The 12,537-nt window shown below is 63.4% G+C and carries 7 protein-coding genes; 4 read left to right on the forward strand and 3 right to left on the reverse strand.

The features are described 5' to 3' along the window. Nucleotides 1-59: 59 nt before the first annotated feature. The 4 genes from PE058_RS14060 (at nucleotide 60) to PE058_RS14075 (ending at nucleotide 6,197) form a co-directional block, all read left to right on the forward strand. Entirely contained in the window at nucleotides 60-1,517 is a 1,458-nt protein-coding gene (locus PE058_RS14060; protein WP_271028686.1) for a hypothetical protein, read from the forward strand. A gap of 416 nt (nucleotides 1,518-1,933) precedes the next feature. Continuing rightward, nucleotides 1,934-4,327, forward strand: a complete 2,394-nt coding sequence (locus PE058_RS14065; protein WP_271028687.1) for a GcvT family protein — start codon at nucleotides 1,934-1,936, stop codon at nucleotides 4,325-4,327. Nucleotides 4,328-4,344: 17 nt separating this feature from the next. Beyond that, nucleotides 4,345-5,298: a choline kinase family protein gene (locus PE058_RS14070; protein WP_020086295.1), complete on the forward strand. Its 954-nt coding sequence runs from the start codon at nucleotides 4,345-4,347 to the stop codon at nucleotides 5,296-5,298. A gap of 173 nt (nucleotides 5,299-5,471) precedes the next feature. Further along, nucleotides 5,472-6,197 carry a GntR family transcriptional regulator gene (locus tag PE058_RS14075; RefSeq protein WP_271028688.1) on the forward strand — a complete coding sequence of 242 codons (726 nt, stop codon included), beginning with the start codon at nucleotides 5,472-5,474 and terminating at the stop codon, nucleotides 6,195-6,197. 19 nt (nucleotides 6,198-6,216) lie between these two features. Here the strand turns inward: PE058_RS14075 and PE058_RS14080 are convergent, their stop codons facing one another. The 3 genes from PE058_RS14080 to PE058_RS14090 all read right to left on the reverse strand — a co-directional run bounded on the left by PE058_RS14080 (nucleotide 6,217) and on the right by PE058_RS14090 (nucleotide 12,430). Beyond that, on the reverse strand, nucleotides 6,217-8,661 hold the full coding sequence (locus tag PE058_RS14080) for a GcvT family protein (protein ID WP_271028689.1): 2,445 nt from the start codon (nucleotides 8,659-8,661) through the stop codon (nucleotides 6,217-6,219). Nucleotides 8,662-9,012: 351 nt separating this feature from the next. Then, complete coding sequence (locus PE058_RS14085; RefSeq protein WP_271028690.1) at nucleotides 9,013-11,346, reverse strand: TonB-dependent receptor plug domain-containing protein; 2,334 nt, start codon at nucleotides 11,344-11,346, stop codon at nucleotides 9,013-9,015. A gap of 166 nt (nucleotides 11,347-11,512) precedes the next feature. Beyond that, a complete protein-coding gene (locus PE058_RS14090) occupies nucleotides 11,513-12,430 on the reverse strand; it encodes a PepSY-associated TM helix domain-containing protein (protein WP_271028691.1) in 918 nt (305 codons plus the stop codon). Nucleotides 12,431-12,537: the final 107 nt, after the last annotated feature.

Raw genomic sequence — 12,537 nt, forward strand, 5'->3', positions numbered from 1 at the left:
TGGCTCATCTTCCGTGCGCTTCACCGGCCGCACGCCAGACCAGAACTGGGGGGACTACAATGAAGGCTTCCGATCTTCGCCATTCTTCGTCCATGAAAGCCTTGCGGCGCGCTTTGAAAGCGAGCGGCGCGGCTTTGCTCGTCACGGCGGGTGGACTCTATGCGGCGCCGATCGCTTCGGCGGTCGAAATCTACAAGGCGCACGGCACGATCGTCGAATTCACGGCTGAGATCGGCTTTGGCGGCTTCAACGTCTCACAGGACTACAACCTGTTCGGCCTCGCAAATCGCAAACCTCTCGACGATGTGGCGTGGGCCGAGGGCTACGCCATCATGGGCTTCAAGTTCGAGCGTGCCTTGAACGCGAACTGGTCGGTCTTCGGCACGCTGACAGGCGTGGTCAACGGTGTGCGCGGCGACGGCGACGCGATTGCGTCCACGATCGGCGAGGAGGACGGCGCGCAACTCCAGGACGCTTCGGGCGGCGTGAAATGGACGGATGGCCGCGAGGGCGGCGCGAGTATCACTCTTTCAGGCGGCCGGCAGAAGTGGGTGCTGGGAGACGGCTTCCTGATCGCGGGCGATCAGCCGAGCTCGGGCATCGGCTACGGCGCACAGTACAACGAGGGCGGCGCCTACTACCTCAACCCGCGCCGCGTGTTCGGCCAAACCGCGATCGCCAACATAGAGACCGGCACGCCTTTGCGCTTCGATGCGTTCTACATCGAATCCGAGAAGGGCTGGAACGGCAAGCGCGCGATCGCAGGCGGCAATGTCGATTACGTCGACAAAACTTACGGAACACTGGGTTTTACTTACATTCGCGGCCTCGACGTGCAGGATCCCCAGAATACCGTGCTGCCGTTCACGCCGGCTTCGGACGGCATGAACCTCTACAGCATTCACGGCAACTCGAGCCTAGGCGTGAAGGACTTCAACCTGTCCTTCAATTACGTGAGCGAGAAGAGCGGCGCGGTCGATGTCTGCGCCACTCCGGTTCAATGCCAGGGGCTTGACGCTTGGGCCTGGTACATCAAGCCGAGCTATACGTTCTCCGATGCGACCTGGACGCCGAGCGTCTACTACCGGTTCGCCAGCTACTCCGGCGACGATCCGACAACCGCGAAGAATGAAGGCTACGATACGCTCTTCTACGGAGCGACTGGCTACAACGGCTGGTTCATCGGCGAGATCGCAGCCAACTATTCCGGCCCTTTCAGCCAGAACGCGGACGTTCACTCGATCGGCCTTTCGACGGTTCCCAACATCGACATCGGCATCGGAAAATGGACGGGGCTCAGCGGCTATATCAACCACTACTCAGTCCGTGAGACAGCGCCCGGCACCGACAGCAATTGGGGTACCGAGCTTGCCGCCTATGCGGAGTTCCAGCTTTTCGAGAAACTCTACCTCGCGCCACTCTACAGCGTGCTGCTCCCCGAAAAGGGCTACGAGGCTGCCTACGGCACACACGACACCGTGCACAACTTCCAGATTATCGGAATCTTGACCTACTGATCCGCGGGCAACACCGCATTCTTCTCACCTTTGAGCGGCCGATCTCCCACGGCCGCTCAACGCGCGGGGTCCATCCCCAGACGAACGAGCGGGGGGCAATGTTACCATGCCCCCCGCTCAAAACCCGACCTATACTTTTTTATCTTTGAGCGAGCCGAGGCTCGCACCTTATGCACGCTCACTTTTCGGGTGTGCTCGACAAATCCCGCACCACAGCGCGATTCCATGCTTCACTATTATGCAGATCATTTATGCTTCAGCGCATAAATGAAGCATTTCTCATTTGCTAAATGCGAAAATTTCTTTGAGCCATCGAATTTCAGAACAAATACGATCGATGCCGTCTTGCAATGGCGTTTTGATTGTGATGGTATAGACCAGAATCTGGTATACACCAGACATTCCGGAGCCAAGCAATGACAGCGTTTCCTTCCCAAGCGGACATCGTCGTGATCGGCGGCGGCGTTCTCGGCACATCGATCGCCTATCATCTGGCGAAGGCAGGCGCGAAGGACGTCGTCCTGCTCGAAAAGAACGAGCTGACACACGGCTCCACCTGGCACGCGGCGGGCATGGTCGGACAATTGCGCGCCTCCCGCAATCTGAGCCGCATGCTGCAATCGAGTGTGGAGATCTACGAGACACTCGAAGCTGAGACCGGGCTCGCGTCGGGCTGGCGGCGAACCGGCAGCTTGAGGCTGGTCTCGAACGCCGAGCGCCTGCTCGAGGCGAAGCGTTCCAACACCATCGCCAAGAGCGTCGGCCTCGAAGCCGATATCATCAGCCCCGAGGAAGTCCGCAACTTGTTTCCCATCGCGGAAACGAGGGATATTCTCGGCGCGCTCTATGTTCCTGGAGACGGCGTCGCGGATCCCACGAGCCTCACGCTGTCCTTCGCGGCCGGCGCCCGCAAGCACGGCGCCAGGATCATCCAGCACGCCGCCGTGACCGGGTTCGAACGGAAAGACCGGCGCCTCACGCAGGTGCGCACGACACAGGGCGATCTCACGTGCCGCATCGTCGTGAACGCGGCGGGTGTGTGGGCGCGCGAGATCGGCAAGCTGATGCAGGTGAACCTCGCCTGCTGCGGGCTGGTTCACCAGTATCTTATCACGGAGCCGATCGAGGGCATCAACTCCAGCATGCCTTCAGTGCGCGATCCAGACCTCTCGATCTACTACAAGCCGGAAACCAACGGCTTGGTGTTCGGCTGCTGGGAGCCCAACACAGCCACCTTCGACGCTGAGCCCATTCCCAGCGCTTTCGGGCAGGAGCTGCTGCCGCCCGCCATGGATCGCTTCGAGCCGTTCATCGAAGCTGCGATGAAGCGAACGCCCGTTCTCGGCAAGATCGGCATCCGCGACTTCGTCACCGGGCCGATCCCGTTCTCGGCCGATGGCGACTTCGTGATGGGACCGATCCCGGGGCTCGACAACGCGTTCGTCGCCTCGGGTTGTGTCGTCGGCATCGCCGCGGGAGGCGGCATCGGCAAGGTGATGGCCGAATGGATTCTGGAGGGACAACCTTCGCTGGATCTCTGGCCGGTAGATGCGCGGCGGTTCGGCGCCCATCACGGCACCAAGTCCTATATCTACCCCCGTGCCATCGAAGTGTACGGGGCGCATTATCGCCTGCAGCCTCCGGGCTACGAGCACACATCCGCCCGCGGGCTGCGCAAAAGCCCGCTCTATCCGCTGCTCAAGCAACGCGGAGCCATCTATGGCGCGAAGTTCGGCTGGGAACGGCCGAACTGGTTTGCGACCCGCGGCGAGACCGAGGACCGGCCGAGCTTCGACCGTCCAAACTGGTTTTCGACGGTCGCGGAGGAGCACCACGCCGTCCGCAACAACGCGGGCATCCTGGATCTCACCTCGTTCGCGAAATACGAGATCCACGGGCCCGGCGCTCTCGGCGCGCTGCAATACCTCTCGGTTCGCAACCTCGACAAGCCCGCCGGGACCGTGAGCTACACGCAGCTTTGCAGTAAGCGGGGCGGCATCGAGGCCGACGTCTCGATCACGCGGCTTTCGGACGATCGCTTCTACTACGTGACCGGCACCGGCAACGGCACGCGCGACATCGAATGGATCCGCGCCAACGCCCCGGCCAACGCGCGCTTCACGATCGAGGATGTGACGTCCGCCTGGTCCGTGCTGCTGGTGACAGGCCCCAAGGCGCCCGACATCGTGACTGCCGCCATCGACACCTACGAAAGCGCGCTCAACGGGCGTGATCTCAGCCATATCGTGATCGGCGCGGCCTCCGTTCGCGCGCTGCCCATCAGCTTCGCTGGCGAGGCGGGATGGGAGTTGCACATCCCGGCCGAGTTTGCCTGCGATGTTTACGAGCGCCTGATGGAAGCCGGGAAGCCGTTTGGCCTGCGCAACGTCGGCTATCGCGCGCTCGACTCCCTCAGGATCGAGAAGGGCTACCGGTATTGGGGCAGTGACATCACGCCCGACTGCAACCCTTACGAAGCCGGTCTCGGCTTCTGTGTCGATCTCGATCGGGATCCCTTCCTCTCGCAGGCCGCGCTCCGCAAGATAAAAGCCGAAGGACCGTCGCGGCGGCTCTCAACGTTCATCGCAGGGAGCCTCGGCAACGCGTTCGGCGGCGAGGCCGTCTACGCCAACGGCGAGATCATCGGGGCCACGACGAGCGCGGCTTTTGCCCATTCCATCGGCAAGACGGCGGTGAACGCCTACGTGCCCGCCGCGCTGGTTTCGTCAGGCACTTTCGAAATCGAGAGCTTCGGCGAGCTGAGCCCGCTGCTACGCACCACGAAACGCGACCTTCTAAAAGAAATCTAGAGAAACGGGGAAATGACATGGAGACTTCAGAGACCACACGTCTGCAAGCGACGTTGGCGCGCGTGCCGCAACTGCGCACGTTTCGGCCCGAGGACATCCAGATCCTGAAGGTCGGCGGCCTCACTAATCGCAACTACAAAGTGACTGCGGGAGGCAATTCCTATGTGCTGCGCGTTCCGGGCGAAGGCACGGAGCAGTACGTCGACCGGCGCGCGGACGAGCAGGCCGGCCGGCTGACCTCCGAGCTTGGCGTCAATGCGGAGCTCGTATTCTACGAGGCTGGCACAGGCGTCCAGCTCACCCGCTACATCGAAGGCGCCACCATGATGACGCCCGCCTTGTTCAAGGACCTGACGATCTGCGCGCGAGCCGGCGCGGTGTTCGGCACGCTTCATCGCTCCGGCGCTACCTTCCACCAGGAGTTCAACGACGTCGAGAAAGCCAAGGAGTATCTCGACGTTCTGAAGCAGATGGGCGGCCGCTTTCCAGACGGCTACGACGTCATGCAGAAGGAAGCGCTCGTGGTTCGCGATGCGCTCAAGAAGGGTGCGCTGCCGCTGGTTCCGAGCCACAACGATCCGGTTCCGGAGAACTTCATCAACACGCCGAGCAAGCTCTATCTGCTGGATTGGGAGTTCGCGGGCAGCAACGATCCCATGTGGGATCTCGGGGACCTCTCCGTCGAAGCCTACTTCGACGAGGCGCAGGATCGGGCCATGCTCACCGCCTACAACAAGGGCGAATTCTCCGACAAGCTCTACAGCCGCATGATCCTGCAGAAGGCCATGGTGTTTCTGCTGTGGACCCTTTGGGGCGCGCTGCAGGTGGCCAACAAGAACCCGCTCAAGCCCTCCGACATCCACTATCCCTTCGACGACTTCTGGCAGTACACGATGGACCGCTTCAACCGGTGCAAGGAAATCATGGAAAGTCCTGATTTCGGCAAGCACATCGACCGCGTTCGCGGGTAGGCGCTCGGGGGCGCTCCGCCGGTCGGCCGGGACATATCTGCGATCGTCCCGGCCGACTGCCTCTTTCCGCTCGCGGCCACAACAGATCGTCAGCTCAGCGCGACGATGACCTGGGCAGCGCGCCCCGAGTAGTATATCTCCCGTCGAGAAGCGACACACACGGGAGCTCGAGTTTGACCAGTGAGGTCCAATCCGTTCCGATCATCAAGGTGATCTGCGACGACATCGCAGGCCAGATCAGATCCGGTGCGCTTGCGCCCGGCACGCGGTTGCCTTCGGAGCGCGAGCTCGGCGATGTGCGCAACATCAGCCGCATGACCGCGCGGCGCATCTACGAGCGGCTCGAAAGCGAAGGGCTCGTCTCGCGCTCGCACCGGCGCGGCTGGTTCGTCTCGGAAGCGCGCCTGCAATTCGCGCTCATGAAATCGGTGAGCTTCATCAACAGCGCGGCCGTGCGCGGCAAAGAGGCCGGCTCTGTGCTGCTGCACGCCGAGAAGGTCATTCCGCCGGAGTTCGCCCGCGAGCCCTTGAAGCTCAGGAGAAACGAGGACGCCTATTTCGTGCGCCGCCTGCTGCAGCTTGGCGGCAAGCCTGCGGCCATCGAAACGATGTATCTCGGATGCGCGCGCTTTCCGGACTTTCTCGCGCACACGCTCACCGGTTCGATCCTGTCGCTGTGGGAGGACACCTACGGCATCTCCGTGGGCCACGCCGATGCCACGCTGCGGGGCGCGTTTCTCTCCGACGAGGATGCGAGCGTGCTCGGTGTCGCCAAGGGCTCGCCGAACATCGCGCTCACGCAGACGATGTTCGACGCGGACGGCGAGCCCTTCGCCTACGACAGGCAGGACTGGCGCTTCGAACTGGCCGAGTTTCTCATCTCGGCCGACTTCGCGTGAGCCAGCCTGCCTTCGCGCGCTAGCCTCGGAATTTTTCGTTTTCCGGATCGTAGGCGGCGCCGATCACGAGCGTCGCGGGAATGCGCTCGCCCGCCACCTCGAGCTCGTACTTGCCGCTCCGCAGATCGTCGTCGGTGACACCCGCAGCATTGCGAACGTAGCCGAGGCCGAGCGGCTTGCCGATGGCATGGCCGTAACCTCCGCTCGTGAGCCAGCCCACCGGCCGGCCGTCCCGGTAGATCGTTTCGCGGCCAAGCAGAATTGCGCCCGGTGCCTCGGCGATCAAAGTCGCGAGCCGTTTCGTCGGAGCAGTGCCGCGTTGAGCAATGAGCGCGTCGCGTCCCCTGAAGGGCATGGGCTTGTCGAAGGCCACGGCGAAACCGAGCCCCGCTTCGAGCGGCGTGTTGTCGGGGCCGACCTCGGCACCCCAGACACACAGTCCTTTTTCCAGGCGCAAGGAGTCGATCGCGCGATAGCCCGCGTCGCGGAGGCCGAATTTCTCACCGGCCTTCTTGAGCGCGTCGTAAACCGTGAGCATGTACTCGGTCGGAATGTGCAGCTCCCAGCCCAACTCACCTACGAACGTCATGCGCAGGGCCCGCACGGGTGCGCCCGCGACGATGATGTCGCGACAGTGCCCGAACGGGAATGCCTCGGAGGAGAGGTCGGCTTCTGCGATCTCCGCCAGGATCGCGCGTGAATTCGGCCCCATCAGCCCCAGCACGCCGAAGGCAGACGTGACGTCCACGCAATAGGCGTTCTCGCCCTGTCCGATGTGCCTCTCGATGTAACTTCGGTCGTGCTCACCCACCGCTGTTCCGGTGACGACGTAGTAGCTGTCTCGAGACAAGCGGGTCACGGTGAGATCGCATTCGATGCCGCCGCGATCGTTCAGCATCTGTGCATAGATGATCCGGCCCGGCTCCTGGCTCATATCGGCTGCCGCGATGCGCTGCAAAACGCGCTCGGCATCCCGGCCGATCAGCATGAACTTCGAGAACGAGGACTGGTCGAATACGACCGCCTGCTCGCGGCAGGCGCGATGCTCCGCGCCCACGTGCTCGAACCAGTTCGGCCGGCCGAAGGTGTAGACATCCTTGGCTTCGACACCTGGAGGCGCGAACCAGTTCGGCCGCTCCCATCCGGCCTTGCTACCGAAGCACGCCCGTTGCTGACCGAGGCGATCGTAGAGTGCGCTGCGCCTCAGCGGACGGCCCGCCTCGAACTCGTAGTGGGGCCAATGCATCGCATAGTGATGGCCCTGCCCTTCGAGCGAGCGCACAAGCACGCCGCGGTCGGAAGCGTGGAAAGCCGAGAAGCGGCGGATGTCGACGGGCCAGAGATCGAACGGCGGCTCGCCGTGGACGACCCAGTGCGCAAGCGCCATGCCCGCCCCGCCGCCGGCCGCGATCCCCATGGCGTTGAAGCCGCAGGCGACGAAGAAGCCTTTCAGCTCAGGCGCCTCGCCGATGACGAAGTTCGTATCCTCGGTGAAGGACTCGAGGCCGTTGTACCACTTCTTGATGCCGACGCCCGAGAGCGCTGGAAAGCGCTTCATCATGGCGGGCAGGAACTGCTCGAAGTGATCCATGAACTCGGGGAAGAGCTTGAACTGCTCATCGTCGAGCCCAGGCCTCGGCGCATAGCCGATGGGATTGGCTTCATATCCGCCGGCGATGAGACCGCCGACCTCCTCCTTGAAATAGGTCTTGTTGTCGGGGTCTCTGATGGACGGCATGTCGCGCCGCAGGCCGTCCATGGTCTCGGTGACGAAGTACTGATGATGCGCCGGCTGGATCGGCAGGCGCACGCCGACGCTGCGCGCCAGCTCTCTCGACCAGATGCCGCCGCAGACCGCGACCGCCTCGCACGCGATCCGCCCGGCCGCGGTGATGACGGCGTTGACCTCGCCGTCGCGAACCTCGATGCCGGTGACGGGCGTGTCCTCGAAGATCCGCACACCCTTCATCCTGGCCCCCTTGGCGAGGGACTGAACGAGATCAGAGGGGTTGGCGACGCCGTCCGAGGCCACGAAGAGACCGCTATCCACATCCGATGTCACGATGCCCGGACAGAGCGCCTCGATCTCGCGCGGTGTCAGCAGGTGCATCTCCAGGCCGAAGGAGCGCGCCGTGGTGAGCTGGCGCAGGAACTCGATGCGCCGCTCCTTCGTGCAGCAGAGCCTTAGCGAGCCGTTGGCCTTCCATCCCGTGGCCAGTCCCGTCTCCTGCTCGAGGCTGCCATAGAGCTTGACCGAGTAGCGCAAGAGCTCGGTGATGTTCGAGCTAGATCGAAGCTGCCCCACCATTCCCGCCGCGTGCCAGGTGGAACCCGACGTCAGCTTTCCCCGCTCCAGAACCACCACATCGGTCCACCCTAATTGGGCGAGGTGATAGGCCGTGGAACAGCCCGCGATCCCTCCCCCGATAATCACGACACGCGCTGTTTGCGGAACCGCACCCATAACTGAAGCCCCCGGATTCTGATAGCTTTATTGGTATATACCAAATGGTATATACCAGATTCCAGATGGCGTAAAGGTGCCCGCGAGCAAAGCCATGCGGGACCGCGGTCGCGGGGCGATGCGAGGCCGTTTCGAGCGAGGGCGAGGGGGCGGGGATTGTCGCCGCGGGTTTTGGTCGGCCATCCAAACGATGGCGGCAGCGGGCGTTGGCTCGCCCAGCGCGGGCGGGGGCCGGGAACGAACCCGGCGCTTGCCTTTGAGTTGGTCTGGATGGGCGGCGAGATCCACGCGAGATGCAGCACGGGCAGCGCGGCCTGTGCCACGCTGCCCGTCGAACGCGATACCGTCGCCTTACCAGCCGAACGAGAGCTTTCCGTAATAGAGGGACGGGCTCGGCTCCGTGCTCACCGTCGTGCTGTCGACGGCCCCGCTCGCATCGCGGATGACGAGGGTGCGCACGTCGTCGGGACGCAACAGGTTGCTCGCGGAGAGCGTCAGCACGACCTCTTTGTCGAGCGAGATTCTCACCGAGGCGTCGAGGCGATCGAGGTCCGAGAAGCTGGTCTGCTGTCTTGTTCCGTCCACCATCAGGATGTCCTGGTCGTAGGCGTAGGTGCGGTTGTAACCAAGCCCGAACGTCGTGGCCAAGGCCGGGACGTAGTAGTCGAACCCGATGTTGGTGACGAATTCCGGCTGCTCGTCGAACGGCCTCGTCTGGCCGGTCAGCCGATCGGTCAGCTCGGATTTCATCGCCGTGGCGTTGCCCCACAGCGTGAGATCGGGAAGCCCGATGAAAACGAAGGGAACGCGCGCTTCGAGCTCCACGCCGTAAAGCTCGCCGTCACCTGCGTTGCGCAAGGTGTCGACCCAATCGCCGCCTTCCAGCGACAAGGAACCCTCGATTTTATCCTGGAACGAGCGTGCGAAAAAATTCGCCGACAGAAGGCCAGTGCGATTGAACAGGAAGTAGTCGCCACCGACGTCGAGCCCCCAGATCTTCTCGGGCGTGAGGTTGGGGTTGCCACGCGTATGGGGCGCAGAGAGCGTGCCGTCCTCCTCGACCAGCGTCGGCGTCAGGTCGCCGAGATCAGGGCGTCGCAGCGTCCGCGCCACGCCGAAGCGGAAATCGAGGTCGGACGTCGCGGAGAGCCGGTAGTTGATGGTGGGATTGAGGTCCGTGCTGTCCTGCTCCGTGCCTGTTTTGGTCACGTCGACAGTCTCGGTCATGCTGTGCTCGAGGCGCAGGCCGATCGTCAGGAGATCGTTGCCGATGAGCGATACGCTATCGCTGATGTAGGCGTGGTAGATGTCCTCGGTCACCTCGTACGTCCGCTCGGGCACGGGCCGTGGCGTGAAGCCGATGATGGCGTTCTCCTCATGGCCCCTCTGTGCCCAGCCGAAGCCGGTTTCAAGGGTGTGGCGGCCGAGGCGGGCCTTGAGGTCGGCGCCGGTGGCGATCCGGTCCAGATCGATCGGGACATAGCGGGGCTCCTGAACTGTCGGGCCGCTCGTGATGACGCCGGACGAATTGTAGCTCGTGCGGGTCGTGGCGCGCGTCGTGTCCTCCCTGCCCTGCTGGTAGTCGAAGAAGACGCGGGAGGCGATCTGGTTCCCGAAGTCATGCTGCCATTCGACATTCGCGCCGTACGTCTCGCGGATGCGCTCGCGAACTTCATGCGTGTCCCGGTTCACGTAAGTCTGAGCACCGTTGAGGCGCAGCGAGTGCTGATCGCGATCCTCTGTCGTCTTGAGGTAGCTCGGCGAGAACACGATCGTGTTCGCCGGATCGATGGCGAGCTCGAAACGCGACAGGAACGTGTACTCGTCGAATTCCCGTTGCTGCGGAACACGCTGGCCGCCGTCTGGTCCGCCCGCTCCATCGAAGACGTACTCGGTCTTGCTTTCCTGCACGAGGCGCCGCTGGTACCCGCCGCCCAGGAAATACCGCAGCGGCCCCGCCTCTCCGCCTTGCCACCCGGACAGCTCGCCCGGGGTGCCGTTTCCTTCGAGGTGTCCGCCACCGACCGTGACCTGACCTCCGGAGGGTCCGAATGCGCGGCGCGTGATGATGTTGACCGTTCCGGCCGCGCCCTGCGACTCCATGCTTGCGAGCGGCGTGCGCGTGATCTCGATGCGCTCGACGAGCGAGGCGGGAATGCGATCCACCTCCATGTTGCGGCTCGTGTCGCCATCAAGGAGAGGGCGGCCGTCCAGCAGAACCTGGGTATACTCCTTGCCGATACCGCGGAGCTTGATGTCACGCGAGCGGTTCACGCCGGGGAACGTCACGCCCGGCAACCGGCGGACCACATCGCCGATGCTCAAATTGTTGTACTGCTGGAGCTGCGCACCCTCCATGACGACCGTTGCGTTGGGCGCGCTCGAGCGAACCTGCAGCGCGCTCACTCCCGATGCGCCGATGGCATTTCCGCCATCTTTCGACGCCGTGCCCTGAGGCGGTGCCTCGGGTTCGAAACTCGGCGCAGGAGGCGCAGCGGCCGGCACCCGCTCGGGAGACTGCTTCTTGACGGCCGCCTTCTTGGCGGGCTTGGCCTTCGGAGTTGTCGTGACGTTTACGGGAGGCAGCGGCGTGGCGGCTTGCTGTTCTTGAGCTTTCGCGAGCGATCCAAGCCCAACCAATACGAGAACTGAGCATGCCGTGCGTGCGCTTGTCTTAACCGCCATCCGTCTCCCCTTTCAAGACTACGGAGGGTACTCTATCGAGGGATGTTACACTCGCAAGATTGTATACTTTTTTTTGAAGCATTATGCGCGTTGAAGCGGCACAATTGCCACACGGCAGCCTGCGCGCCGCAAAGTATCGCTGCGCACGGACACCGCACCTCAACTATTATCTGTTGACTGAAAACTGTTGCGCGGCATGCTTTCGCCTTCGCAACCTTCTGCCGCTCCAAATCGCGATTCCGGTTCCGAGCAGCAGCATCTGCACACATACGATCGCTGCGTTGCCGACAGCAGACCAGACGCCCGCCCAATTGCCTTCATGAAGCAGCTTCGGCCAGTTGCGCGGCTTCTCGACGAGACCGGCAGCCGTCACCTCATAGGAGCGATGCTCGCCGTCCACGAGGAGCCGTGCCTCCGCTCTCCCCTTGCGCTGCCGGAGAGACAGAAGGCTCCCCACGTCTTTCTCGCGCGCAACGATGCCTAGCGCCTCGGCGAGCGATTGCACCGGCGCCTCGGGCGTGCGCGTGGGCTCAACCGAAACGAACGTCACTTTATAGAGCATGAGCAGCCCGGTGACCGGCGGCATGATGATCAGCGGCAAGGCCATCCACGCAGCGCCCGTGTGCCACCCGCTCAAGGAGTTGCGGAACGGCCTCGGCCCCATCGCCAGGCCGAGTGCGACGAGCAGCAAGAGTACACCGGTGGACGCCGTGACGAAGACCTGCCCCTCGTCTACGAGCAGCGTCTCGTGAATCCGCCGCGTCTCCGCGAAGAGCGCGAGGAGGACGCTTGCCGAAGGGCGCGGCTCGCCCGTAGCGAGATCGATCTCGGTTCCGCCGCGTCTACCGAGCACGACCGTATCGATGTGGGAATGCAGGAACAGCCGCTCGAGTTTGCCGTCGGGGTCTTGCCTGGACAAAATTGCCTCGAGCTTCGACAGCTCTAAAGGCGTGCGCTCCCGGGGTGCTGCCTGCAGGAACGGCTCGAACGCGAGAATAAGCCCGGTCGCAAAAAGGGCGAGGAGCGGAAGCGCAAAAACCAGCGCCGCCCACCTGTGCAGACGTTGGATCCAGAATTTGTACATCGCAATCCATCACAGCTGCGCACGGCCCGCCCTGCGAGCGCGACACCGAGGCCCGGCGGCTCGCGGCCTCACGCAAGCGAGGGCGTGGGTATTGGAACAAACCCGGG

The sequence above is a fragment of the Hyphomicrobium sp. DMF-1 genome (genome assembly GCF_027886585.1).
Lineage (GTDB): Bacteria > Pseudomonadota > Alphaproteobacteria > Rhizobiales > Hyphomicrobiaceae > Hyphomicrobium_C > Hyphomicrobium_C zavarzinii.

Bases quoted from the DNA above. Each gene is read 5' to 3' on its own strand.
- PE058_RS14065 (WP_271028687.1), top strand. From the start codon at position 1,934: ATGACAGCGTTTCCTTCCCAAGCGGACATCGTCGTGATCGGCGGCGGC.
- PE058_RS14085 (WP_271028690.1), bottom strand. From the start codon at position 11,346: ATGGCGGTTAAGACAAGCGCACGCACGGCATGCTCAGTTCTCGTATTG.
- PE058_RS14060 (WP_271028686.1), top strand. From the start codon at position 60: ATGAAGGCTTCCGATCTTCGCCATTCTTCGTCCATGAAAGCCTTGCGG.
- PE058_RS14090 (WP_271028691.1), bottom strand. From the start codon at position 12,430: ATGTACAAATTCTGGATCCAACGTCTGCACAGGTGGGCGGCGCTGGTT.
- PE058_RS14080 (WP_271028689.1), bottom strand. From the start codon at position 8,661: ATGGGTGCGGTTCCGCAAACAGCGCGTGTCGTGATTATCGGGGGAGGG.
- PE058_RS14070 (WP_020086295.1), top strand. From the start codon at position 4,345: ATGGAGACTTCAGAGACCACACGTCTGCAAGCGACGTTGGCGCGCGTG.